At 51.8% G+C, this 23,119-nt stretch carries 24 protein-coding genes and 1 other RNA gene; 9 read left to right on the top strand and 16 right to left on the bottom strand.

The genetic code is table 11. From position 1 onward, the window contains the following. Positions 1–95: 95 nt before the first annotated feature. Positions 96–548 carry a ferric iron uptake transcriptional regulator gene (gene fur, locus ACUVOF_RS16595; protein ID WP_096276274.1) on the bottom strand — a complete coding sequence of 151 codons (453 nt, stop codon included), beginning with the start codon at positions 546–548 and terminating at the stop codon, positions 96–98. A 72-nt stretch (positions 549–620) separates the two neighbouring features. Between fur and ACUVOF_RS16590 the strand changes: the two genes are divergently transcribed. After that, entirely contained in the window at positions 621–1,079 is a 459-nt protein-coding gene (locus ACUVOF_RS16590; protein ID WP_447045398.1) for an outer membrane protein assembly factor BamE, read from the top strand. 7 nt (positions 1,080–1,086) lie between these two features. Here ACUVOF_RS16590 and ACUVOF_RS16585 read toward each other — a convergent pair whose 3' ends face one another. Together ACUVOF_RS16585 and ACUVOF_RS16580 are read right to left on the bottom strand one after the other, a co-directional pair. Beyond that, positions 1,087–1,404: an RnfH family protein gene (locus ACUVOF_RS16585; RefSeq protein ID WP_447045397.1), complete on the bottom strand. Its 318-nt coding sequence runs from the start codon at positions 1,402–1,404 to the stop codon at positions 1,087–1,089. Further along, a complete protein-coding gene (locus ACUVOF_RS16580) occupies positions 1,394–1,828 on the bottom strand; it encodes a type II toxin-antitoxin system RatA family toxin (RefSeq protein WP_447045396.1) in 435 nt (144 codons plus the stop codon). The genes ACUVOF_RS16585 and ACUVOF_RS16580 overlap by 11 nt, the downstream gene beginning before the upstream one ends. A gap of 126 nt (positions 1,829–1,954) precedes the next feature. On the opposite strand from ACUVOF_RS16580, the gene smpB reads away from it, so the two are divergent. The 3 genes from smpB (at position 1,955) to ACUVOF_RS16565 (ending at position 4,014) form a co-directional block, all read left to right on the top strand. Beyond that, the gene (smpB, locus tag ACUVOF_RS16575; protein ID WP_447045395.1) at positions 1,955–2,446 is read left to right on the top strand and encodes an SsrA-binding protein SmpB; all 492 of its coding nucleotides are present in this window, start codon (positions 1,955–1,957) and stop codon (positions 2,444–2,446) included. A 45-nt stretch (positions 2,447–2,491) separates the two neighbouring features. Then, positions 2,492–2,871: a transfer-messenger RNA gene (ssrA, locus tag ACUVOF_RS16570) on the top strand. Positions 2,872–3,282: 411 nt separating this feature from the next. Next, positions 3,283–4,014 carry a hypothetical protein gene (locus tag ACUVOF_RS16565; protein ID WP_447045394.1) on the top strand — a complete coding sequence of 244 codons (732 nt, stop codon included), beginning with the start codon at positions 3,283–3,285 and terminating at the stop codon, positions 4,012–4,014. Between the two features lie 182 nt (positions 4,015–4,196). Here ACUVOF_RS16565 and ACUVOF_RS16560 read toward each other — a convergent pair whose 3' ends face one another. Continuing rightward, a complete protein-coding gene (locus ACUVOF_RS16560; RefSeq protein WP_447045393.1) occupies positions 4,197–5,084 on the bottom strand; it encodes a carbon-nitrogen hydrolase family protein in 888 nt (295 codons plus the stop codon). 13 nt (positions 5,085–5,097) lie between these two features. Continuing rightward, the gene (locus ACUVOF_RS16555) at positions 5,098–6,474 is read right to left on the bottom strand and encodes an APC family permease (RefSeq protein ID WP_447045392.1); all 1,377 of its coding nucleotides are present in this window, start codon (positions 6,472–6,474) and stop codon (positions 5,098–5,100) included. A 260-nt stretch (positions 6,475–6,734) separates the two neighbouring features. Between ACUVOF_RS16555 and ACUVOF_RS16550 the strand changes: the two genes are divergently transcribed. Next, the gene (locus tag ACUVOF_RS16550) at positions 6,735–7,541 is read left to right on the top strand and encodes a helix-turn-helix domain-containing protein (RefSeq protein ID WP_447045391.1); all 807 of its coding nucleotides are present in this window, start codon (positions 6,735–6,737) and stop codon (positions 7,539–7,541) included. 107 nt (positions 7,542–7,648) lie between these two features. Here ACUVOF_RS16550 and ACUVOF_RS16545 read toward each other — a convergent pair whose 3' ends face one another. From ACUVOF_RS16545 to ACUVOF_RS16535, 3 genes are all read right to left on the bottom strand, one after another. Beyond that, entirely contained in the window at positions 7,649–8,047 is a 399-nt protein-coding gene (locus ACUVOF_RS16545) for a lysozyme inhibitor LprI family protein (RefSeq protein ID WP_447045389.1), read from the bottom strand. 152 nt (positions 8,048–8,199) lie between these two features. Beyond that, on the bottom strand, positions 8,200–8,919 hold the full coding sequence (locus ACUVOF_RS16540) for a metal-binding protein ZinT (protein WP_447045388.1): 720 nt from the start codon (positions 8,917–8,919) through the stop codon (positions 8,200–8,202). Between the two features lie 264 nt (positions 8,920–9,183). Then, the gene (locus ACUVOF_RS16535; RefSeq protein WP_007111857.1) at positions 9,184–9,390 is read right to left on the bottom strand and encodes a cold-shock protein; all 207 of its coding nucleotides are present in this window, start codon (positions 9,388–9,390) and stop codon (positions 9,184–9,186) included. Between the two features lie 369 nt (positions 9,391–9,759). Between ACUVOF_RS16535 and ACUVOF_RS16530 the strand changes: the two genes are divergently transcribed. Together ACUVOF_RS16530 and ACUVOF_RS16525 are read left to right on the top strand one after the other, a co-directional pair. Continuing rightward, positions 9,760–10,716: a calcium/sodium antiporter gene (locus ACUVOF_RS16530; protein WP_447045387.1), complete on the top strand. Its 957-nt coding sequence runs from the start codon at positions 9,760–9,762 to the stop codon at positions 10,714–10,716. Between the two features lie 84 nt (positions 10,717–10,800). Beyond that, a complete protein-coding gene (locus tag ACUVOF_RS16525; RefSeq protein ID WP_447045385.1) occupies positions 10,801–11,370 on the top strand; it encodes a hypothetical protein in 570 nt (189 codons plus the stop codon). On the opposite strand, the gene ACUVOF_RS16520 is transcribed toward ACUVOF_RS16525, so the two are convergent. Together ACUVOF_RS16520 and ACUVOF_RS16515 are read right to left on the bottom strand one after the other, a co-directional pair. Beyond that, positions 11,367–13,166 (bottom strand): TRAP transporter permease, encoded by a 1,800-nt coding sequence (locus ACUVOF_RS16520; RefSeq protein WP_447045384.1) that lies wholly within the window; start codon positions 13,164–13,166, stop codon positions 11,367–11,369. The genes ACUVOF_RS16525 and ACUVOF_RS16520 overlap by 4 nt on opposite strands. A 94-nt stretch (positions 13,167–13,260) precedes the next feature. Continuing rightward, the gene (locus ACUVOF_RS16515; RefSeq protein ID WP_447045382.1) at positions 13,261–14,238 is read right to left on the bottom strand and encodes a TAXI family TRAP transporter solute-binding subunit; all 978 of its coding nucleotides are present in this window, start codon (positions 14,236–14,238) and stop codon (positions 13,261–13,263) included. A 444-nt stretch (positions 14,239–14,682) separates the two neighbouring features. Between ACUVOF_RS16515 and nhaD the strand changes: the two genes are divergently transcribed. After that, complete coding sequence (gene nhaD / locus ACUVOF_RS16510; RefSeq protein ID WP_447045381.1) at positions 14,683–16,161, top strand: sodium:proton antiporter NhaD; 1,479 nt, start codon at positions 14,683–14,685, stop codon at positions 16,159–16,161. Between the two features lie 72 nt (positions 16,162–16,233). Here nhaD and ACUVOF_RS16505 read toward each other — a convergent pair whose 3' ends face one another. The 5 genes from ACUVOF_RS16505 to ACUVOF_RS16485 all read right to left on the bottom strand — a co-directional run bounded on the left by ACUVOF_RS16505 (position 16,234) and on the right by ACUVOF_RS16485 (position 20,481). Next, a complete protein-coding gene (locus ACUVOF_RS16505; RefSeq protein WP_447045380.1) occupies positions 16,234–18,177 on the bottom strand; it encodes a putative bifunctional diguanylate cyclase/phosphodiesterase in 1,944 nt (647 codons plus the stop codon). Between the two features lie 111 nt (positions 18,178–18,288). Continuing rightward, positions 18,289–18,960 (bottom strand): glutathione S-transferase, encoded by a 672-nt coding sequence (locus tag ACUVOF_RS16500; RefSeq protein ID WP_447045379.1) that lies wholly within the window; start codon positions 18,958–18,960, stop codon positions 18,289–18,291. A 169-nt stretch (positions 18,961–19,129) separates the two neighbouring features. Beyond that, complete coding sequence (locus ACUVOF_RS16495) at positions 19,130–19,711, bottom strand: antibiotic biosynthesis monooxygenase (RefSeq protein ID WP_447045378.1); 582 nt, start codon at positions 19,709–19,711, stop codon at positions 19,130–19,132. Between the two features lie 151 nt (positions 19,712–19,862). Beyond that, positions 19,863–20,246 (bottom strand): hypothetical protein, encoded by a 384-nt coding sequence (locus tag ACUVOF_RS16490; RefSeq protein WP_447045377.1) that lies wholly within the window; start codon positions 20,244–20,246, stop codon positions 19,863–19,865. Between the two features lie 7 nt (positions 20,247–20,253). After that, positions 20,254–20,481, bottom strand: a complete 228-nt coding sequence (locus tag ACUVOF_RS16485; RefSeq protein WP_447045376.1) for a DUF2835 family protein — start codon at positions 20,479–20,481, stop codon at positions 20,254–20,256. Between the two features lie 135 nt (positions 20,482–20,616). On the opposite strand from ACUVOF_RS16485, the gene ACUVOF_RS16480 reads away from it, so the two are divergent. Beyond that, a complete protein-coding gene (locus ACUVOF_RS16480; protein ID WP_447045375.1) occupies positions 20,617–21,273 on the top strand; it encodes a putative metalloprotease CJM1_0395 family protein in 657 nt (218 codons plus the stop codon). Here the strand turns inward: ACUVOF_RS16480 and ACUVOF_RS16475 are convergent. Then, a complete protein-coding gene (locus tag ACUVOF_RS16475) occupies positions 21,270–23,075 on the bottom strand; it encodes a putative bifunctional diguanylate cyclase/phosphodiesterase (RefSeq protein WP_447045374.1) in 1,806 nt (601 codons plus the stop codon). The genes ACUVOF_RS16480 and ACUVOF_RS16475 overlap by 4 nt on opposite strands. Positions 23,076–23,119 lie beyond the last annotated feature (44 nt).

The following is a 23,119-nucleotide window of genomic DNA, read 5'->3' as shown; positions in this document are numbered from 1 at the left end:
TGCCTACTTGGCGAATTCCATTAATAGCGAATTTGCCAAGTAGACTAGGAGCGCTTATACGTCTTATCCACGGCTACTGTGTCGACCCACGAACATTATTTTCTATTCGTCGGCCCGCTGTCTTGGCGTGTCACATCTGATCCACGTGGACGCACATAAAGCACCAGTGCATGATCAACTAATTCATAGCCGTGCTCTTCAGCGATCTCCTGCTGACGACGCTCGATGATTTCATCAACAAACTCAATGATCTCACCGCTTTCAAGGCACACCATGTGATCATGGTGATCCTCTTGGGTCATCTCAAAAACTGCATGGCCACCGTCAAAATTATGACGAATAACCAAACCCGCTGACTCAAACTGAGTCAATACGCGGTATACAGTCGCCAGGCCAACATCTTCGCCCGCATCAATCAGTGTTTTGTACACTTCTTCCGCGCTAAGGTGGTGCTGACCCGAAACATTTTCGAGAATCTGAAGTATCTTGACGCGCGGCAGGGTCACTTTTAGACCGGCTTTGCGCAATTCATGGTTCTGATCGGCCATGGTCGCTCTTCGCAGTAACAGGTTAGGTCGGGTATGATCAACCGAAACCACGATAGTGAAGAATAGGCCCAAATGCAAAAATTGACTCGAATCATCACGCTCTCCCTTGCCCTGACCGTTGTTAGTGGCTGCAGTTACGTTGGCGTGTACAAGCGCGATATTCCCCAAGGCAACCTAGTGACACAGGAGATGGTCAGCCAACTTCAGCCTGGCATGACTCGGGAGCAGGTCACTTATGTGATGGGTAGGCCGCTGCTAGAAGCCCCTTTTGATGCCAACCAGTGGGACTATGTATTTCGTTTAGACAAAGCGTACGGCGGTGTAGAGCAACGCCGCGTCACGCTCACCTTCGACCCTCAGGGCCGTTTGGCAAACATTGAGCAAGAAGGTGATTTATCCGAAGAGTTGCCGCTTGAGGGTGAGAGCAGCATGGGGCCAGCAACGGAAGGCGTTGATCCCATGGATGCACTACCAGAAGAGAGCACCCAGACGCCGATTCCACCAAGTGCGCAGCCCGTGTCACAGCCTTAAATCACGCTTACCGCCCTGGGTCGTTCGCTTGCCGCTTTGCGCGTTCTAAACGAGCGACCTTTGGGTCGATGGCCAGCGGCCGGTAGACTTCTACGCGATCCCCTGCACACAACAGATAAGTGTCAGGGTCGCGTAGTGCTTTACCGAAGACCCCTAGAGGTGCCCGAGAGAATGTAGTATCAGGCAGCTCAGGGAATAGTGCCGGTAGATCGGCTAAGGCAACAGCTTGGCGTGCGGTGGTGCCCTCCGGCACGCGCAGAGCCACTATGCGCTGCTTAAACGGCAAAGCAAAAGCCACTTCAACCGCTAGCGCCTCAGCGGCCATACAGCTCGTTAGCGCGCTTGGTGAAGGCATCGACCAGCTGCCCCGCTATTTGCTGAAAAAGCTTTCCGAAGGCCATGCCGAGCAGCCGATTAGCGAATTCAAACTCCATTTCTAAACTGACCTTGCAGGCACCCTCTCCCATGGGGATAAACAGCCAGCGACCTTTTAGGCGTTTGAACGGTCCTTTTACCAACGAAAGCTCAATACGTTCGGGCGCAAAAAGGTCGTTGCGAGTGGTGATGGTTTGCTCGACGCCGGCGCGACCCAGGGTCATTTCGCCGATCAGGTGCGCTTCGTCATGCTCAATCAAGCGCGCATGACGACAACCAGGCAAAAACTCCGGGTAGCGCTCGAAGTCGTTGACCAAGTCGAACATCTTTTGGGGGGTGTGCCGCACCAAGGCGGAACGATTGACGGTTGGCATTGACCTCTCCGCTGACTTCACAGTGCTCAAAGCGTATCATGGGAAACATTATTTCAGACCTTAAATGGTATCACGCCTCCCCAAATAACGAAGGGGATGCCACTGACAGATTAATTATGAGGTTCCATGGCCACTAAGAAAGGTAATAGTAAGGGCCCCGGTAACAGCGTTATCGCCCAAAACAAGAAGGCACGGTTTGAGTATCATATCGATGAGACCTTCGAGGCAGGATTATCGCTGGCTGGCTGGGAAGTAAAAAGCCTGCGTGCTGGCAAAGCTCAGCTTACCGACACCTATATTTTGGTACGCAATGGCGAGGCTTTTCTGCTAGGTAGCCACATTATGCCGCTCAACACGGCAAGCACCCATGAAATTGCCGACCCTACCCGCACGCGTAAATTGCTGCTGCACCGAAAAGAAATCGCCAAGATCTTTTCGATCACTCAGGACAAAGGCCACACCTGTGTGCCCCTGAAACTTTACTGGAAGCGCAATAAGGTAAAGTGCGAGCTGGCGCTGGTCACCGGTAAGCAGTTGCATGACAAGCGCGCCACCGAAAAAGATCGCGACTGGAGTCGCCAAAAAGGTCGAATTATGCGGGAACATAACAAGGCATAACTGGTCAATTAGCTGTGAGCACGTTAGAATGCTCATCTGTAATCAGGGGGCGACATGGTTTCGACGCCGGTGACAACCCTTGCGGTGCATGCCGAGAGCGTGATGTATCTCGTAAATCCCACATCACGAAAAATAGTCGCAAATGACGAAAACTACGCTCAAGGCGCGCTAGCAGCTTAAACACTGTTAGCTTCTTGTCTGGCCCCAAGGTGATGTGCCTATTCATCACTGCGGGGATATGAGCTAAAGCTGATAGGACTGCGGTTGGTGGTGTCTTCTCGCCAACCGTTAAACTTTAGAAGGCTCGCGTGGCTGAATCCTGATCGTCGGAGTCAGTCGCGTTAAATCAAATGACGAAATCTAAGCATGTAGAGCCAATAGGCGCGTGCTGGCGGACGCGGGTTCAATTCCCGCCGCCTCCACCAGACACCCCTACAAATCAAGCACCTACGGGTGCTTTTTTTGTTTTCTTATCCTAAATACCCACTCATGCTAAAAATCGCTTGATATTGTTATGATGGGCGATGAATGACTGGCTTTTTTCAATACTTAATACTTTTTCAGCATCTTGAGTCCAAAACCATGGTAGAGGAATAACTCAGCATTCCAAAAGCACCCCGTCAGCCCGCTATTCTCAGCACATCAGCAGCCTCTTAACACCAGCCACTCGGACGCACCAACGCACCAGTAGGGTGTCGTTATCCTTATGACATTTTGGGTAGGTGGGCTACTGGGAATAGTCCAGGAAACGCGCTGAAGCCACTGCTTTCTTCAAATTAGGTTCAAAGCGTCTTACGCTTAAAGCCAATGAACCTAGCAACGGGCATTTCAGCACCATGAGTGTAAAAACAACATTAAAAGAATTTGTCAGCATCCTGGACAAAGCCTGGGAAGGTAAGCGAGCTGCTCAAATGGTTCAGTTCGTTCTCTATCTTGATCTGGCAATGATTCTTGCTGGTCTAATGGGTCTAACAGAATGGGATAGTAGGAACACTCCCATCCTCAGTAATTTAAACTTTGTGATCATCGTGCTCGCTTCATTCACGGTCTGGGCAGCGTTCTTAACGCCTATGGCAAGCATAGTTTTTAGAGCTTTCATTCTTGAGATTCCGGGCCTCTTTCGCTTGACCCCCTCTTCAAGCCAAGAGCAGCCAAAGGGTTATGTGCACATTGCTTATTATAGAAAAATTGCCTACAGGCGGAATGACCCGCACATGATTGACTACTACCTAATGCGCCAAAAACGGGCGCGCGATTCAGAGGCAGAGCAAAGACGGTCGGGCAACATCCTGTTCGGTACCGCCTTAATCATTCTGTTCAACTCTTTTCCGAACATTATCGGCATTGAAACGACGTCTACTTTGCTACAGGAAGTAATGGCGTTTATAGGTCTCGAAGTCTATGTAGCATTAAGTCTTCTACTAATTCTATTCTTTTGGCGGGCAACGACGGCAGCATGGTTTGGCGTGCCACTTACGTACATTGAACAGCCAGAACTCTATCGACAGCAACAAGAAGAGGCTCAAGCAGAAAGCAAAGATAAGCCTCCCTATCCACGCGACTATTAACCTTATGCCCAACAGCCGATCCCGACGCAAGCTTGGGAAGAATCAGCTTTTACCGCTGGTTGGATTAGCTGATCAGCTATCGGAACAAGCAACTTATCGCAGGCAATAGCCATCACATGGGTGATGGCATAATTGCACGGAGTGGATATAACTCGGAGTTGGAGAGAATAGAGGGAGACTGCTTAACGCTTTTCCCTCCACTTACGCGGATCAATGCGGCCTTCGTACATCGGTAATTCCAGCACCGGATCGCCCTCTCGGAACTGTGACCACATGCGGTTCAAGCCCGCCGTGCCGAAGGTACGCACCCGCTCGACCTCATCCAGGTTGAGTACATCGGTCAGAATGCCAGATGTAGCGCCAGGCATCCTCGCGCGGATGCGGCCTTCGGGGTCGACGATCAGACTCTGTCCTTCTCCCGCAGGTGCGGCCGAGTTGGCGCTCACCATATACACCTGGTTGAAAATCGCATTGGCCTGCACAAGGATTTGCTCCTGGGCGCGGTCGCAGGTGGTGGTGGCCACTTGGTTGATGATCACTTCCGCCCCCAGCCACGCTAGCTGACGCACCGTCTCGGGAAACCAGATGTCGTAGCAGATGGCCAGGCCGACCCGGCCTATGCCCGGCACCTCGAACACCTCAAAGCGATCACCAGGCTGATAGGGCTCGTAAGGCCGCCAGGGGAAACACTTACGGTAGGCAGCCACCCGCTCACCTTCGGGCGAATACACCGGCGCGGTGTTGTACAGTTGCCCGTCCTCTCCCCGCTCGCATATCGTGCCGGGTAGCAGCCATACCCCCAGGTTGCGGGCGATACGTGACAAATGCTGGTCACGGGGGCCATCGATCGGTTCAGCCGCGGCTTCCAGTTGCTCCCTGCGCTGCTCAGGCGTACCCGTGGCACCGCATAGATGGAGCTCTGGATAAACCACCATCCTTGGCTTTTCAAAATCGGCACCGAAGTCGCTCAGGTGTACCGCCAGCTCGGCCTCAAAGTCCAGCAGTTCGGTGTCAGTGCCGTGCGGCCGTGAAGCTTCCTGCACCGCAAGGACAGGCAAATTTCTGGACATAATAAATCTCCGTTTAAAAGGTCGCTTGTTCCGAGGCGGGCGCTGACTCGGGCTCTGAGTCATCAAAGGCCACTTCCGGCGGCTCGCGGCGGAAGAATCGGGTCAGGTAAGCCAGCTGGGCGAGACCAATGGAGAGCCAGATCAGCCCAAGAATAAAGGCGTTGATATCCAGCTTACTCATCAGCCACAAGTTAATCAGGGCACCGATGAGTGGCACCAACATCCCTCTAATCACACCATACTGGCGCTTTGCATCGGCGTCTTTGCTCACCAGAAAGATCACTGACAGATTAACCATCGTGAAAGCGATAAAGGCACCGAAATTGATGAATGAGGCGGCCGATAATACATCGAGGAACAAGGCGATAATGCCAATGGCGCCCGTTAACACGATATTGAATACCGGCGTATGAAAGCGCGAGTGCAACGCACCGAACAGCTTAGGCGGCAGTACCGCGTCTCTCCCCATGGCAAACAGCAGCCGAGAGGCACTGGCTTGGGCGGCTAGGCCAGATGTGAACTGGGCGAGCACCATACCGGCCAGAAAGATAGCCCCGAAGAGATCCGCACCGATGGTCGTGGCAATCTCGAAGGCAGCGGAATCGGCGTTTACGAAGCTGCCACCTGGGTGAACCAATTGGGTGGTGTAACCTACTAGCACGTAGATACCGCCGCCGATCAGTGCGGTCAGCATGATGGCTTTGGGGATATTGCGCTTTGGGTCGATGGTCTCCTCGGTCAGTGTGGTAACGGCATCAAAGCCAAGGAAAGAGTAAGCGGCCACCGCTGCGCCCGCGGCAATCGCGGTGAAACCGGCATCTTCACCCAAAAACGGCCCCAGGCTAAAAAGCGAATCAGTGACACCGGTCGCAAATACGTGACGAATTGAAAGCAGTACGAAGAAGGCGATCACCAGTATTTGGAAAACCATCAGCAACGAGTTCACTTTGGACGCGAGCTTGATGCCGTAGATATTCAAAAAGGTGGTGATACCGATGAAGCCGAGCAGGAATATCCAACTCGGTACTTCAGGAAAGCGTGCGTTCAAATAAGCAGCGCCGATCAACCAAATCACCATCGGCAGGAAGAAATAATCCAGCAGCACGCTCCATCCCACCATAAAGCCAACGCGCGAGTCGATGGCTCTGCGTGCGTAAGTATAGGCAGATCCGGCTACCGGATAAGTACGCGCCATAATGCCGTAGCTATATGCCGTGAATAGCATGGCAACGGTCGTGATGAGATAAGCAGTGGGTACGGCGCCATTGCTCGTGCTGGCAATTACCCCGAAGGTGCCCAGCACGATCAATGGCGTCATGTAGGCTAGGCCAAACAACACCACGGCTTTTAGGGATAGCGTTCTTTCCAGTTTGATATTGTTATCCGTCATGATCCATCTCCAGGAAACGTTGGAACCGACAGCGGGCAATCACTGAGTCGGCACAAAACGAAGAGGTGGTTGATCAAGCCAGCCGCCGAGGCTAGACCAGCTTGCTACCGTTAAGGACCGGCTAATAACCCTCAGTTGCTGGCGTTACAGCTATCCAGCTAGACTGAGATGCTTAGTAGCCAACCCCTTTAGAACAGTATTGGTAGCTCATCGGATCGTATATAACCCCAGCGTGGTATGGGCCTGCGGATGTGGAATTGGTGACTCATAGCGAAATTGACGAAGTACTGGCCAATACTCTCATGGCGCTGGCGACCCCCGCGTTGCCTCAACATTTTTCCACCTTGGTGAAACGGTTAGCGGCCTTCGATAACCTGATCATCATCGCTTATCACGGCGAACACCGGCCGGCAGTGCTCTATCGGGAATACACCGACCCTGTCGTTTATTTACCCATGGATAGCCAATATCTAGGGGGAGATTACCTGCTGGATCCGTTTTACCGCGAGCATCTGAGAGGCGATGTTCAGGGCATACGTCGATTGAGGGACGTCGCGCCTGACCACTTTCGACGCACACATTACTATAAGAATTACTACCAGCAGACCACACTACTGGACGAGGTAGCGGTTTTCGCCAGCATCACCGAGAGTGATACGATAACCGCTTGTTTTGGCAGGGATCGCTCTAGTGGTAAACCCTTCAATAGGCGCGAGCTTGAGATTCTGCAACAGTACGAACTGACCCTCAGCTCTCTGCTGAAAAAACACTGGCAAGACTACCGCGTTGAAGGTGTGGGCAAATCACCGCCAGCGCCTCTAGAGGAACGCCTAAGAGAGGCCTTGAATCAGCAACACAGCATTCGCCTGAGCCCACGCCAAGCCGAAGTGGCCTTGTTTATTTTAAGAGGCCACTCCTCCCTATCCATCAGTCTCCACCTTGAAGTCAGCCTGCAGACAGTTAAAGTCTTCCGCCGCCAGCTCTATGCCAAGTGCTGCATTTCGTCCCAGGCGGAACTCTTCGCGCTACTTATGCCGCTGTTCGCTCGACTAGCCGAGCACCAATGACGCCTAGCCTTATCAAGATTTAAGAACTAAAAAGCTTGTAAAGTTATATAGTGAGAGATGATTAAATTAATGACTTATCCTGCTTATCGCCAAGCCGACGAACACCATTATCGCGGGCAACTTAGATCACCTTCTTCACAGCTAGCATGCTCACGCAGCGCTTCGGTCCGTGCTTCTGTTAGCCTTTCAAGGCAGCCGTTACGCACCATAGGCTGTGCACTGCCGCCTTCAACAGCGCTACTTTCAAACGCACACTCCGCATCGCGAAAACCGATCCAAGCCCGCTGGGCGGCTCTCAGCTTTTCCAGTGACGCGACGTTGTTACTTAGCTGGTCTACAAGCACTTGGTAGGCTTCATTTAGCGCATCGTCAGCTGTTTGATAGGCCTGCGCCGAGCATTCGGTGAGCTCAGCCTGGGTAGTTGCGTTATCACATCTATCGCCCGCATAGGCAAAGCTACTTGAGACCAACAACCCAATAACAATAAAAAGTGAAGACAAGCGCATAATGAATGGCCTTATGACAATTGGTAAAACAATACGGAAGGTGTGCCGTCGATCTGTCCTGAATCCTATTTTAACAGTGCCAATAACAACAAAGCGCTGGCATGATAGCCAGCACTTTTTCAATCATTAACGTATCGTATGCTTAATATAGCTTAATGGGCCAGCATCTCTTCAACAATCTCTTCGCCACTTAGCTCTGAGGCGTAATAGGTTGGCCAGTTAGTCACTTCCTCTAACAGTGCTTCACGATCATCGCCCCAGTAAAGGTGGTAGTGGTCTGCGTCAGTGGGGTAAATGCTGTGGTCGCTGAACTGAATATACTGGGGAAGATCGTCAGCCCCTTCGCCTTCAAGCTCGAATATAAAGCGAACGCCCCGGTTGCCCGCCTCGTAATTTAAAATCTCGTAGCCATCGTACTGATAGTCACCCGACATCTCTTCGCCGTTCGCAAAGAAGGTGACATTGCTGCCGTCGATAACGATACGATCTACATCCGTTTCATACCCTATCTCGTAATAAGCTTTGTACTCTTCGGCGGTTTTATCGCCACTCTCTGCCTTATTCGCAAACACTTCATCTAGCGTGCCATCTTGTAGGTACGGGTAGACGGATTGCCAATCACCTTCCCAGTCTGAAAGTGAGCGATCTTTAATCTGATCGTCCTCAAAATAGCCTGCATAAATATCGCTATCGTGGTCGTGGTCGTGGTCGTGGTCATGGTCATGGTCATGATGAGCATGATCGTGATCATGGCTGTGGTCATGGCCATGCTCATCAGCACTGGCATAGTGAGCACTCGCCAGTAACAACGTACTGAATGCTAAGACACTCACACCCTTGAATGGCGATACCATCATTTTATTATCTAGCATTTTGCTGACGCCCATCTTGCTTTCTCCCTTGTGAAATAACAGCAGCCAAAAAGATACAATATAACATATCATATAATCAAGCTGGTTTATAAAGGAGTGATAGGGATTGCGTGAAAAGATCTAATAGACAGGTAGTAACGACTGGCAGCAGGTACATCGATGATGACAGTGGTGACTTTTAAAGGCACAAACGCATCGAGCCCCGCTTACGCGGGGCTCGATCATCGAATCTAAACGATCCGAGAACTTAAATAATCGCTGGGATTAAGAAAGCAGCTTGATGTTTGATGCTTGAAGGCCTTTCTGACCTTGGGTAACGTCAAAAGAAACGTTAGCGCCTTCAGGCAGAGTTTTGAAGCCATCAGACTGAATTTCAGAAAAATGAGCAAAAACGTCGTCGCTGCCGTCAGACGGTGCGATGAAGCCAAAACCTTTAGAATCGTTGAACCACTTAACTGTGCCAGTTGCCATGATATAAATCCTTCTCGCTAATCGCGAATTGTAAAATTCCTGGTATTACCCAGATAAATAGTGAGTAGAACAAGGAATACAATTACAGACTACCGAAAGAATTCGAATGTTTCTGGAACCATGCTTGCTTGCTAACTTACTAACTGCGCACACCTTGCCACGTCTGTACAAACAGGTCAAAGCTTTTGTATTTTTTAATTTGCCGACCAGCCTTTTATATACGTTTATAAACAGCGCAAATTACTAAAAAAAGCAGTAATCTTGGCAGTGAGCTGGGCACCATTAATCCGACCGCCTAGCGCGCTCTACTAGCCAAGCAAACCCCGCATTAAAAACGGCTTGGCGAGTACTCTGGATGAGGTTTTGGAAATGCTATATGGACTCAGTTTATTAGCAGGTATCGCGCTGTTAACCCTTGGGGGAGAGTCGCTTATTCGCGGCGCGGTGGCTGGCGCACGAAGAGTGGGGGTTTCGCCACTGCTCACAGGGCTTGTAGTGGTTGGTTTTGGCACCTCAGCCCCCGAACTTGTCGTCTCGGTTGATGCCGCTATTAATCAACAACCGGATATTGCTGTGGGTAATATTGTTGGCAGCAATATTGGCAATATCTTATTGATTTTGGGTATGTGTGCCGTTATTTGCCCCATGGTGGTTCAACCATTAGCGCTGCGCCGGGATGGCCTAGTGGTGGTACTGGCCAGCCTGCTGTTTATTGGCCTCTCATTCGGCGGCGCGTTGGGACGCATTGATGCGGGAATTTTTTTAGCGGGACTCGTCGGTTACCTTGTATGGGCATACATTAGCGAAAGCCATCAACACGTTCCTGCCGCTGAGATGCACGCTTCAGAAGCCGAAGAGATGACCAAGCTCCCCACCACAGGCTGGATGATTGCTATCGCGCTAGTAGTCGGTTTGGGCATGCTAATTGGCGGTTCACAGTTGCTGCTGTTTGGCGCCATTGGTTTGGCCCAAGCCATGGGCATTTCCGAGGCGGTGATCGGCCTGACGATTGTTGCCGTCGGTACATCGCTACCTGAAATGGCCGTATCGGTGATTGCTGCATTGCGCCGTCATGCCGATGTTGCCGTGGGTAATATCCTTGGCAGTAATATTTTCAACCTGCTGGGCATCCTGGGCATTTCAGCATTTTTGCAGCCGCTGCCCCTCGCCCCCCGGGTAGCTCTGTTTGACCAATGGGTGATGTTAGGTGCCGCTGGCATATTGGTGCTGTTCTTGTATACCGGCATGCGCCTATCTCGTTGGGAAGGGGCCGCATTACTCGTCGGTTATGCGGCCTATATAGCACTCAGCTTTACGGTTTTTTGAGCGCCGCGACTATTTAATAACGATGAGCCAAAGGCCCCAGCGCTTTTGGCTCATTAGTTTCACGCTTGAGAGATAGGGATCACCGTGCACATTGCGACTTTAGGACCTAGCGGGAATAACCATGAGCTGATTGCTTGGCGCTACCTAAATAGGCGCTTTTCCGGCACAGGTAGCGTGACGCTCTTCGGTCAGTTTGAAGAAGCCTTTCAGGCACTGGTGGCAGGAAAGATTAGCCATGTTTTGCAATGCACGGCTCACTCGGCGCACAGTGCGTGCGTGGGCCGCTATATGCATCGTGCTTACCCTGTGGATACGTTTATCGCTGGTAGCAAGCCGCTGGCGCTGATTGCGCAACGCGCCATTGCTAAGCCTGCCCACGTGGCACTGCAACCAGCCACGCGCTATTACACTGATTTAACGAGTTATACCGAAATTATCGAGACGCCCACTACGGTGGCAGTGGCCGAAGGGTTGCTGGCGGGTCGTTTTGAGGCGGGCATTTGCGCCGAAGAAGTGCTGGCACAAGCCCCCGACCAGTTGCGTTTAGTAATGTCGCTGGGGCCTGCGCTGGATACCTGGGTGTTATTCGCCACAACGCCCCTGCCGGTGTCTTCACCGCTTAGGCTGGACGCTAGCCCTGACTCACAGGGTTAAACAACGAAGATCAGCACAACACCTGCGACAACAAGGGCGATGCGTAGCCAAAACACTTTGCGGGCAATCACACCAAACGAAATCGCCCCTAAGCCAATCGCCACTTTTACCCCATCAAACAGAGCGTCAAACGGATTAAACGCCAAACGGATTATTTCTGGGTTGGCGACCATCGCCAAGGGAATGATATATAGTCCGATCCCTAACGCCATGGCCTTGAAGGCGACTTTGAGCCAGTTCTCGCCCACCATGCCCGCGGCGATGAACACACCTCCACACACTGGCGGCGTAATCGTTGAGAGCAGCGCATACCAAAAGACGAACAGGTGCGCCAAGAGCGGCTCTAAACCCAGCGATGTTAACGCAGGGCCGGCGACTGAGACACAGATCACATAGGCGGCGGTTGTCGGCACTTCCATGCCTAAAATCAAACAGGCGAGTGCCGTGAGTAGCAGCGCTGGCCATAGCATGTCATTGGAAAGCGATAAAATAGCTGAGGTAATTTTAACGCCCAACCCGGTCAGCGATAACACGCCTACTACCAACGAAGCACAGAGAATGATCGCGCCTATCACGGCAATCTGACGTCCAGCCGTTACCGCTGCTTCTGATAAACGCTTCGTAAAACCCGGTAATGAAAAACGCAGCGTCACGTTGAAGAATAGCAGCGCCATGCCTGCAAAAATCGCAATGCTAGCCGCGTACTGCGGGGTATAACCGCCATTAAAGATGCGCTCTAACAGCAGCACGAACGGGATCGCGAAAAACAGCGAAGTAATGGCCACCTCTTTCGCGCCGGGGCGTTCGCTTTCAGCCACAGGCTGTAAGTCATGCCGGGTCGCATAGGCGTTAATACCGACCCAAACGGTTAAAAAATAGAGCACTGCCGGCAGCATAGCTGCAGCCATAATCTGGGTGTAGGGTGTGCCCGTCAGTTCCACCATCACGAACGCACCTGCACCCATCAGCGGTGGCATGATTTGTCCGCCAGAGGAGGCAACCGCCTCGACAGCGCCAGCGAGTGAGCGTGGGTACCGCAGGCGCACCATGGAAGGAATGGTAATCGCCCCGGTGGACGCCACGTTAGCCGACGCCGAGCCCGAAATAGAGCCCATTAGCGCAGAGGAAATCACCGCCACCTTGGCCGCTCCCCCGGTCAACCGTCCTGCCACTGCGCTTGCTAGGTTCATAAAGCCTTGGCCCGCCTCGCCGGCATTCAGCACTGCGCCAAAAATCACAAAAATGGCGACGACGCTGACACTGACGCCGGTAAGCGATCCCCATAGCCCGCCTTCGGCAATGGTTAACGTGCCCACCATACTGGGCAGCGGCAGTCCAGGGTGGCCAAACGCACCCGGTATATATTGGCCAAAAGCGCCATATATCAAGGCCAACAACGCTACCAGCGGCAATGGCCAGCCGATCGCCCGGCGTGCCGCCTCGAGCGCCAGAGCAATTAAAAACAGTCCAATCGCCATCTGTAAGTGGGTATCAATAAAACCGTACTGGTTGGCTAACGCAGCCTCGTTAATCGCAATATAGCCACATGCGACAATACCCAGCACTGTCAGCAACCAACCACTCATTCGCTGCGCCGGAGTGTTGGCCATATAGACCAGCACCCAGGGTAATAACAGCGCCATGTGTAGCGGGCGACTAACGAGTGCAGGCGTTAAACCATAAAAAATCAACCCAAGATGGAACACCACACTGGCCGCGCCTAGCATCATCCAACCAGGCGCTATTGCGTCATCACCGGCGGGGGCCGCCGTTTGCGACGAGGTAAGAACACGCATGCCAAATTGCCTATCAATACTGCATTAATACAGGACTGCCACAGCGTAAGCGCCGTGGCGGTGGGAAATAAGCATAAAGAGTTACTGCAAAATGCTAACGCAGGGTATCAGGCACATCGAACCCCGCTTCTTCGTAATAACGCAGCGCACCTGAGTGTAACGTGCCGCTCATGTTTTCCAGCATGCCGGGGGTAATACTGCCCCACCAGGCGGCCTCTTCGGCCATGGCATCGCGGCGCTCCCAAAACGTTTTGGTTAGCGTATAAGCGGTGTCATCATCCATCGCCGTCGTAGTATAGGCAATCACCGGCAGCGATGTGGTCTCGACATCTTTATCGATACCGGGGTAGGTGCCGCCGGGGATCGTTTGGCGCGCTGCGCCGGTTTGTTCAATTTGCTCGCCGCTCAGGCTGATCAATGAGACTGGCATGCTGGCGGCCGTCTCAATCACATTAGGAGACGGGAAAGAACTGGCGGTCACAAAGCCGTCAATCTGACCATTTTTGAGCGCATCGGGACCGCTGCCAATGGCAGCATCGGCAATTTGGACACTTTCTTCCAGACCAAACAGTTCCAGATAACGAGACGCTTCGCGGGCGCCAAAAGTGCCTCGGCCTATTAATAAATGCTTGTCTGCCAATGCGGACACATCGGTGACACCTTCGTCACCTGCCAGTACAAAATGCATGGTTATCGAGGGAATCGGAAATAACCCGCGTATCTCTTGAAAGCGGGGATTCTGACGTTCTGCAAACGCCCCTTCCCCAGCCATCGCCTGAGCGACTAATGCAGGCGGGGTAGTGAACACATAGTTACCTTGGCGCGCCATCACTTCCATTACGTTTTGAACCGAGCCTTGACTCTCTTCCAGGGTCAGCACAATAGCGTCATCCGTACCCTGGCGAATTGCCTCTGAAAGCTCTACGCCCATCTGGTAATAGGCAGTGCCAGCAGAAGCCGACTTATAGGTCACGCGGATTTCAGCATGGGCAGAGAAAGCGGCACTCGCCAGCGCGAGCGTAGCAGCCGACACGCTAAGCGTACGGCGAAGGGAGCGAAATGGATTGCGCATCGTTGTTTCCTTAGCGTATTCAGTGTCCGTTTTCTAACGGGCCTCATTTTTATCTTACCAAGCCGCCAGCTTGGCGGTATTCAACATAGCACGATGTGTCTAAGCGAGCACTCTCCCCCATCGTCATCTTCACGAGTACATCGGTGAAAGCCTGAGACTGCTTAAGCAAGGCTGTATTACTGATAATATTTATAAAACTTAAACTTATTCAATAATACTATTCGGCGTTAGTATAATAATCATCAATTTGTTAACTCTTTTGTAAAACTAATACTGCTAAAGTTACCATTACCTAAAAGATTAATTTATTAAAAAAAGATGCCATTACCCTAAGAAGAACTGTTTTCGTTCGTTTTTATAAGGTATTGCATCACAATATAGGCTGATAAACTAATTCCGTTTTCAAACCACTCCTGACAACTTAACCATGAGGAAGAAAGTCACATGCCTACGTTGTGCCAACCCTCTCGCCAGCCTCGATTGTATCGTCGCTGGCTTTTTTTGTTAGCGGCCTTACTATTTTCCGTGAGTCCTTCTGCTTTTGCAGTCACCGGTGAGTTAGATCTAACTGCTTCTTTCGTGGGCTTTTTCGCATTAGCTATTTTCGTTCTGGCATACGCACTTGTCATGGCGGAAGAAAAGATTCATATGCGTAAGTCTAAGCCCGTGTTGGTTGCCGCTGGCATTATCTGGGGGCTCATCGGCTGGGTGTATGTTCAAAATGGTATGTCGGAAGCATCCGAGTACGCCTTTCGCGTAACGCTTTTGGAATTCACCGAGCTGATGTTGTTCCTGCTGGTGGCCATGACGTATATCAACGCCATGGAAGAACGCCGGGTCTTTGACGCCTTGCGTTCCTGGATGCTGCGCAAGGGCTTCAACTATCGCACACTGTTTTGGCTGACCGGCGGTCTCGCCTTTGTGTTATCCCCGATTGCCGATAACCTCACTACCGCGCTGTTGATGTGTGCGGTGGTGACGAAGGTCGCCGAAGGTGATCGGCGGTTTATTAACCTGGCCTGTATCAATATCGTAGTGGCCGCCAACGCGGGGGGGGCGTTTAGTCCGTTTGGCGATATTACCACCCTGATGGTATGGCAAGCAGGCATGGTTGAGTTCCAGGAATTCTTCATTCTGTTCTTCCCCTCCTTGGTCAACTTCCTAATTCCTGCAGCCATCATGAGCTTCTTCATCAAGGATGAGAAACCTGCCAGCGTTTATGAAGATGTGTGGATGAAGCGCGGCGCGCGGCGCATTGTGCTGCTATTTTTATTGACGATCGTGACCGCCGTACTGTGTCACGTTGTGCTCCACCTGCCGCCAGTGTTGGGCATGATGACCGGCTTGGGCTACTTGCAGTTCTTTGGCTACTACCTGCGTCGCAGCCTACCCCGCTCGCTGGAGCGTAAACGCGAACGCTATAGCCGACGTGGTGATGACCGTAAGTTGGCGCAGCTGGGCAGCGTGGTTCCCTTCGATGTGTTTAACCGCGTGGCGCGCGCAGAGTGGGATACCTTGCTGTTTTTCTACGGGGTGGTTATGTGCGTCGGCGGGCTTGGCTTTATGGGCTATCTCGGCTTGCTGTCGGAAGCGCTCTATACCGGCTGGAACGCCACCGCAGCCAATATTACGTTAGGCGTTGTCTCGGCGGTCATCGACAACATTCCAGTGATGTTTGCGGTACTAACGATGGAGCCCGATATGTCCCATGGCCAATGGCTGCTGATTACCTTAACCGCAGGTGTCGGGGGTAGTTTACTGTCGATTGGTTCAGCTGCCGGCGTGGCGGTCATGGGCCAGGCAAGAGGGTCATATACGTTTATGGGCCATTTGCGCTGGTCGCCGGTTATTTTACTCGGTTATGTTGCCAGCATTCTGGTACACATGTGGCTCAACGCTGAGAGCTTTGCGCTTTTTAGCTAAGATGGGCACCTTATACTGAACTGTCCTTTTACCCCCCTTTCAGCTTGTTTGAAAGGGGGGTTATATAACCGCTCAATAGCTCTCAAAAAGGTACTCAATCGGTGTCGGGCGCCCAAATAGGTAACCTTGATAGCGGTAACAGCCATGGCCTCTGAGCCAATCAAGCTGCTCTTTTTTCTCTACCCCTTCCGCAACCACCGTTAAACCTAAGCTCACTGCGAGCAGAATCGTGGTATCAACAATTGCTGCATCCGTTTTATCGGTAAGCAGTTCATGAATAAACGATTGGTCAATCTTCAACTCATCTAACGGCAGTCGCTTGAGATAACTTAGCGACGAATAGCCGGTTCCAAAATCATCAAGCGCAAAGCGGACCCCCTTAGCCCGGAGTCTCAACATCGTATTTCGCACTCGCGTTGGCTCATGCATCAACAGGCTCTCGGTTACTTCTAGCACCAAACGGCTCGGCGGTGCCTGCGTTTCTGCTAGCAACGCCTCAACGTCACGCACGAACTCCGGCTGTTGGAACTGCACTGAACTCACATTGACGGAAATACTTAAGGGCGCATAGGCCGTTTGATGCGACCACTTCGCTAATTGCTCACAAGCTGATCGCAGCACCCAGTAACCGATCGGCAAAATCAGTCGGTTCTCCTCCGCCAAAGGAATAAACGTCGCGGGGGAAACCCAGCCCCGCAGAGGATGATACCAACGCAACAACGCTTCCACACCCGTCGTAACGCCCTGATGGTCGACTTGCACTTGGTAATGCAGCGCCAGCTCGTTGCGCTCAAGCGCCTTATGCAGATCAGCTTCTAAACTGGCCCTTTCCAACACGCTGGTCTGCATGTCAGTGTTAAAAAAGCACAGCGTATTTCCCCCAGCGCGCTTTGCCTGCTGCAAGGCCATATCAGCCTGTTGCAACACGCTATCCATGCTGTGCTCGCCACCAGTAAACAGCGAAATGCCAATGCTGGCACTGATAGGTAACGAGTGGCCGCTTCTTAACTGGGCAATGGTTTCCAACAGTTGGCGCGCCACACGCTCGGCTTTAAGAGCAGCATCCGTCTGCTGCTCGCCTAGGTTATTGACCAGTACTACAAATTCATCGCTACTAAAGCGTGCCAAGGTAGCTTCTTCTCCAAGCCGCTGACGTAGCTGCTCAGCAACATTAATCAGCAACTGATCACCGCTGTTATGGCCCTGAATATCGTTCACCAACCGAAAATTATCCAGGTCTATCACCAGCACTGCGCTATATGACGCGGCCCACTCATCATCATCAATAGCAGCCGTTAGTGAGTCCAGCAGTAACCTGCGGTTGGGCAGCCCTGTGAGCGAGTCATAAAAGGCTAGGTAATGCGTGTGCGACTGCATTTCGAGATAATCGGTGAGTTCGGTCGAAATACCACATAGGGAAGGAGACGCCCCAGGGGACATCGACAGCGGCATTTTAATTGACAAGAAGGTTCTTACCCGGCTCTCGCCTTGCAAGACGTTACTCTCCTCTACCGTCACTTTTTTACCAGAAAGTAATACATTGCGATCAACCTGATCGATTTCGGCGGCGCTGCCAGCATCAAAAAATGCCTCATCACGCTTACCGATAATCTTGTCTGCAGGCAGCCCAAATAGATCGCTAATACGACGATTAACGTACTGATACTCTAACGTTGGAGATTTGATATAAATAAAGGCGTCTACACTGTCCAGTATCGTCGCCAGCATCTCTTTATTGGTTTGTAGCAAAGCCCGGTTATGCTTTATACGGCGCTTCATTAATACATTGCCAATAAGTGCCAACAACAGCAAAACAAGCAGTAACACAATGCCCCAACGCCCCAAATAATCGTCAACTCGGCGCAGCACATCGACTGGAAGTGTCGCAGCAGACGCGAATAAGGCAGCGCTGGCGACAACCTCAGCATTCTCCCCACTCAGCGGTGCTCGCCCAAGAAAATCTGCTGGTTGGGCATTTTTCGCGTAACTCTGTGGCGCGTATAAAAAAGTCCACAAAAGAAATACCGCCCCGGCTCCTCTGAACAGACCAGCCATCCGCTGGATGACGGAATTTATAAACGATTGGCGGCTATTAATAGCAGCTATCGAATAGCGCATGGCAATGATTTACTGGCCAGGAATGGTAAGCGGACCTGCCCGCTCTACCACTCGTTGCCATGCAGCATCTTGCTCGACTTGTGAAACAAAAGCGGCAATGGCAGGGTATTTTTCCAGCGACTGGACGGCGGCCACCGCCTGTAGCGGGAAGCTCATTTGAATATCGGCGCCGCTAGGCCATGGCCCAGCAAAACTGCCGTTTGCTGACAGATGTTGGTTAATAAAAGTGAGATGCTGTTTAAGCTGCGGTGCTAGAAAGCGCTTACTAACCGTATCACTAATGCCTTTTGCCAGTGGCTTTATCAACCAGGGTGACTGTTTGGGAAGTTGGCCAAACACAAGCTGCATCACCAATAGCGGCATCAATGAGCCTTCTGCATAGTGCAGCCAGTAGCGATAATCCACCCAAGCGCGACTATCATCGGAGGAAGGCTGGCATCGCCCCTGCCCATAGCGCTGTAACAAGTAGTCAATGATCGCTCCTGACTCAGCTACAGTGAGATCACCATCGGTAATCACCGGCGATTTACCCAGCGGGTGGATTTTTTTCAGCGAAGCTGGCGCTTGCTGTGTTTTGCCATCGCGTTGGTAAACCACTAGCTCATAATCCAGTTCAAGGACTTCTAAAAGCCATAAGATACGATGCGAACGAGACTTTTCCAGATGGTGAACGTGGATCATAAACACTCCATGGGGCTGGGTTTTACGCCAGCATCAAACTGGCGTCAGTTATCCTTTTCTGCAGGCACATTCAGCTTAGTATCATAAAGACCATCATCAAAGGACCAGTATACTAAGATTAGCACCAACACAGCATCGAACCCATGGAAGCGCAGAACTAAAGACAAACTCACGATGAACGCTGGGTGTGCCGCCAACGCGCGACTAGATCCAAAGGTGACCATTTACCTTGCAACCAGGGAGCTAACAGGCGCATAGAGAGGGGAATAAATACAAACACCATCACCGGTGTCAACATCAGGGTGCTAACCACCACGCGTGGCACCAGTGCCCAATCGGCGAGCACACCACCAAATGTCCACTGAAATAGCAACGAGATAGGAAAGAAGGCCAACCAGACGGCCACTGCTTGCTTCCAGCGCGGCGGAGCACTGCTGCCACTGGTTTGAAACCACGTATCTAGTCCGGTAGCACGGTGCTCATGAGGCGCTTCATACAGCCCTTTGCCGCGCGCCAACCATGCATGGCGCGAGGCCGAGTGTTCCCAGGCGGCTAACGTTTCGCTGCTGCTAAAGCGAAATATGATTTGATATTCATCGTCATCAGCGGGGGGTGCCAATACGCCGGAGCCAAGGTAGCCGGCAAAATCGGCCGCTAGCTCGCGCCCTTCATTAAGCCAACAATTAAAATCAAAGTAGCGGCCGTGCTCAACGCGACGCGCCACCATCAATGTGACAGGTGAGGCAGACATGGTATATCTCCTAATGTGTCGACAGCCAACGCCGGGTAGGCAGGCTGTTTGCTTTCAAGCGGGTAAGCCTGAAAGTCCAATCGCCACATTATACAAGCAATGTTGATGCCATGCTGTGACTGTTTGCGCTATGAAAGTTTGCCTGGGCGATTTAGCGCTCAGGTGCGGGATGAGGACGCTCACCGCGTTGGAAAGCACAGACGTGTTGATAGATATCTATAGCACTGCGTATGGCATCTGCCTCGTGGTGGTCGGCTTCTACTACCGGCCCTTGGTGCTCACCTTCACTGCGTAATATGGCATCTACCTCGGGCCGATAGCTGTTCAGCAGGTGCTCTAAATTAATCCTAATCCGGTGGACTTCCAACCCAAACGCCTGACGCTGTTCAGTGCGTTTAAGTATATCCAAAGGGGTTGTAGCCGCTTCAATTAAACTATCTAGCGTAGAGAAAACTAACTTTTCAGCACTATTTAAATTGGGGATAACGGCATAAATGAGGTCATTCAAGGTAATTGATGTTTCATGGCGGTGCATAAGCGGATCAACGTCTGGTTAAGGGAACAATGCTAATAAATCGGCCCTGCTCAGAAAAACTTAATCGGTAAATACCATGCACGCCGTCACGACTCACTACTCGGCGAATCGCCTCGGCGGGAAATATCACCCAGCGGCCATCCACACTGCGGGTACGCACGTTGGCAATGCGGCCCTCGTAATGAGCCAGGCATTCGTCGTAGTTGAGATGGATGACCACATCAATGGTTTGCATAGCGCGGGGATAGGATTGGCATGGGCTGGCATCGTGTCAGAAAAGGGTTGGCATTGTACCGCGCAAACTTGCGCTGTCGGCTTTGCTCGCTAATACTTCATGATATCCCAACTCTTACTTCGTCGGTAATGACCTATGGCCGTTTCTTCCGTTAGTACCACTTCCATCGCTATCTGGGCATACCCCGCAGCAAATGCTGCGTCACCACGTGTTGAGCAAGTCGCAAAAGGCCGTGCTACTCAAGAGGACGAGGACTCTACAAAAGATACAAGCTTGACTCGTGCCAACAGTAGTGAAGAAAGTAACACTGCTGGCCCCAAAAAGGCTGATGGCACGCCCATGGCACCGGAAGAGATTCAGCAGTTAGAACAGCTTAAACAAACCGACCGCGAAGTACGCCAGCACGAGATGGCCCACCAAATAGCGGGAGGCGCCTATACGGGCGGTGCCAGTTACGACTATGAAGCTGGCCCCGATGGCAAACGCTACGCGGTAGCGGGCGAAGTGCCCATTGATTATGGCCCGGTGCCCAACGACCCTCAGGCTACTATCGAAAAAATGCAGACCGTTATCGCCGCCGCCATGGCACCTGCAGACCCTTCGCCAAAAGATTACCAAGTAGCCGCCCAAGCGCGTCAATATCTATTGGAGGCCAAGCTAGAAGCAGCCATGCTGCGCAGTGAAATGGAGCAAGCTCGTAGTGCAGGCGCGGCGACTAATTCATCAACTGCTGAGTCACCAACTTCTTTACCATCAACCTCGGTGTCATCGACTGACGAGCAGGCCGCTTAATTATTCGACTGCGCCAGTGAATTCCAATCCTTACGTGTAGGCCAGCGCGCCAGCCAAGCAGGCAATTCCTTGGCAGGCATTGGGCGTGCAATGCCATAGCCCTGCGCTAATTCGCAACCAAGCGCCATCAAGGCCTTAGCGTGCTCAAGTGTTTCTACGCCTTCAGCCAGCATCGGCCGCTTAAAGCGATTAGCCATGTAAATAACGCTCTCCACAATCGCCATATCATCTTGATCGCTGAGCATATCGCGCACAAAGCTTTGGTCAATTTTAATCAGGTTAACCGGCAACTGACGCAAATGGGTTAACGACGAAAACCCTGTGCCAAAGTCATCAATGGCGAAGCTCACACCCAATTCTTGACAGCATGACATATTTTGCAACGCGGCTTGGATATCATGCATCGCAGCACTTTCCAGCACTTCGAGCTTTAGCATCGATGGCGGTACATCAGGGTGGCGCGCCAATAGCTCACCCAGCCGTTGGCTAAAATTACTCATTAACAAATGCGTAGGACTAATATTCACATTGATCGGCAGGGTGATGCCTTGGGCATGCCATTCAGTCAACTGACGCAGTGCCTGCTCAATGACCCACTCGCCAAGCTCTGCTTCTAACGGCGTGGTATCGATGATAGGTAAAAACTGCCCAGGCGCAAGCAGGCCCTCATCAGGATGCTGCCAGCGAATCAGGGCTTCAACGCCGACCACATTACCACTGCGCATATCGATCTGAGGTTGATAGTAAAGACACAGCTCATTGTGGTTGAGCGCATCAACGAAACGCTGACGCTGCTCATGGCGAACTTGTAGTAAGCGGTCATGGTGGGGATCAAAAAAATGATAGGTATCACGGCCACGCTGTTTAGCGCGATACATTGCCTGATTGGCATGACGCAGCAGCACATCACCCTGTACATGGTCATTGGGGTAGAGCGTCACCCCTAGGCTTGCCGTTAAATGAATGCTCTGCCCATCTATCATTAGCGGTTGGCGAATGGAGGCTAACAATTTCTCAAAAAAATCGTCGTCGACACCGTGGTGGAGTAACAGCACAAACTCATCGCCACCCACCCGTGCAAGGACATCATCCCCAAATAGCAGATGGCTTATCCGCTGGGAAAATGAAGCAAGCAGCGAATCGCCCACGCATGCGCCTAGTCGGTCATTAATATTCTTGAAGAAATCGATATCCAGTGAGCATACCGCCAACGGCAGCTGTTTGGCTTCTGCATGCTGAATAGATTCTTGGATCAATTGCGTCAGCAACTGCAGGTTGGGCAGCCCCGTCAGGGCGTCAAAGTAGACTTCACGATTGAGGTGACGAGCATGCGCGGGAATCGCCGAAAGGTCCGCAAGCACAATGACATGGTGGTCAATCTCACCGTGCTCATTGCGCACGCGATTAATCGACATCATTCCTGGGTAAAACTGGCCATCGTGGCTGCGATAGCTCACTTGGCTCTTGCTACGATCGCGCAATTGCAGCTCTTCGCGCATTAAGCGCGTGGTGCGGCTATCATCCAGCGGTAAAATACTGAAAGTTTCAGGTGTTTTGCCTTGCACATCGCCCTGCATAATGCCTGTTAACTCACAAAAAGCAGGGTTCACTTGCACCACTCGATTTTCCGCATCGGTAATAATGATCGCTTCATTGGCGAAGCAAAATACGGATTCCGTGGGGGACGTTATATCGCTAACAGAGGCAATTGGCATTACATCCGAGCGGGGCAGTGAAGGAGTTGACTGGGCGGGCAGTGGAGACAAAGACTGTTCCTTCGATAAATTCAAGGATCCATGCATACGTCTTTGCGCTCCTCGTCGTTGTTATAGACCGTTATAGATCG

Source organism: Vreelandella sp. H-I2 (assembly GCF_052959335.1).
Note: the sequence above shows the minus strand (reverse complement) of the source record. Positions and strands in the feature narration are given on the sequence as shown.